We start from the raw sequence: 1,560 nt of genomic DNA on the forward strand, positions 1-1,560 counted from the left end.
GCAGGGCGAGCGAAATTTCTACGTGATCCATCTCATCGGCAGCCATATGGATTACAGCCTGCGCTATCCCGAGGGATTTGGCAAGTTTAGCGCGGCGGATGTAAAGGCAAAACTTACTTCCAAGCAGAAAGATGTCGTCGCATATTATGATAACAGCGTGCTTTACAACGATTTTGTCATAAATGAAATTTTTAAAATTTTTTCGGGTGATGACAGCCTCATCGTCTATCTTAGCGATCACGGAGAGAATTTATACGAAAATGGACGCCTTGGGCACGGCATGGAGAGCCGCTTTACTTACGAAATTCCGCTGATTTTCATAGCTTCGCGCGAGTTTTTGAGCGATCACGCTAAGCTATGGCAGAGGCTAGCTGCGGCGAAAGATAAGCCTTTTATGAGCGATGATTTGGCGCATTTGCTAGCAGATATCATCGGTGTCGCGCCACTTGAGTTTGACGAGCGCAAAAGCCCGATACGAGCGGATTTCAATGCTTCGCGCAAGCGAATTGCTAACGGAGTCGATTATGACGAGAAATTAAAGAATACGAAGGGCTACGAGTTCGAGTAACAGATGAGTTTTGCTTTTATGCCGTTACATGCTGCAAAAATAGGAATTAGTATGTCCTGCTTTTTGATTTGTTCATCAAATTCAGATTAAAATTTGCGCCACCCCATATGGCTACGCTGATAAAAAGACGCGCAACGCTTATTAAATTTGAGATCAAATTTATGCACCGCGGTTAGCTCTCCTTCTTTACCTCATCCATATACGAGTAAATCGTGACTTTTTGCGTCCTAAGCGCCTTTGCGACGAGCTCTACAGCGCCTTTTACCTCAAAAATTCCTTTTTGCGCGAGAAATTTTACGATACGCTTTCGATCCTCTTTCTTCATCCGCTCTACATTCAGATCGTGCGTAGCCGATGCGATCAGGTCTTGGACGATGTCAAGGATATTTTGCTGCGAATTGTTAGAGCTTTGCGTTTCTAAACTTACGCCGTCATTGAAGTTCGCCTCATCTAATGCCGCGCTATTGCAGCTTCCGTCGGTAAAATTTGCGCCCTGCAGCTCATTTCTATCGAGCTTTGCATTCGGCAGAAGATTTTTTATTGCTTTGTATGCCGCCATGGCGCTTGAAGTATCTATATTTACGCACAGCGCGCCTACTACTTTGCCGTCTGCGCCGCGGATCAGCGAAGTCGAGGAGCGCATGAGCTTGCCGTTTTGCGCGGTGAAGTAGTAGTTTGCGGTGCAGTCGTTTTCAAAATTTTTGCTTAGCAACACGTCCTTTACCAGATGATCGAAGCTTTGGCCGATCCTCCTGCCCGTTACGTCGCCGAGGACGAAAACGACGGAGTTTTGCGGCGTGCTCATATCGTGGATGACCACCTCGCAATCGCCGATCGTATTTTTAATAAGGTGCGCAGTCGGTATAAAAGTCTGCAAAAGTTGGTTCAATTCGGGCTCCTGAAATTTCATATAAAAAAATCTATAAATTTAGATTAAATTTTAAAATTTCTGCAAATTTATAGAAATACTTATATATTTTTAATAAATTTAG

2 protein-coding genes are annotated in these 1,560 nt (G+C 44.2%); one reads left to right on the forward strand and one right to left on the reverse strand.

Going from position 1 to position 1,560, the window contains the following annotated elements; genetic code table 11:
• Nucleotides 1–568, forward strand: a 568-nt coding sequence (locus tag Q0238_RS00290; protein ID WP_297941728.1) for a sulfatase-like hydrolase/transferase, incomplete at its 5' end; no start/stop codon positions are given.
• 172 nt (nucleotides 569–740) lie between these two features.
• Here the strand turns inward: Q0238_RS00290 and Q0238_RS00295 are convergent.
• Nucleotides 741–1,457, reverse strand: a complete 717-nt coding sequence (locus Q0238_RS00295) for a PAS domain-containing protein (protein ID WP_297941730.1) — start codon at nucleotides 1,455–1,457, stop codon at nucleotides 741–743.
• Between the last annotated feature and the right edge of the window lie 103 nt (nucleotides 1,458–1,560).

The sequence above is a fragment of the uncultured Campylobacter sp. genome, assembly GCF_938045775.1.
Taxonomy (GTDB): Bacteria; Campylobacterota; Campylobacteria; order Campylobacterales; family Campylobacteraceae; genus Campylobacter_B.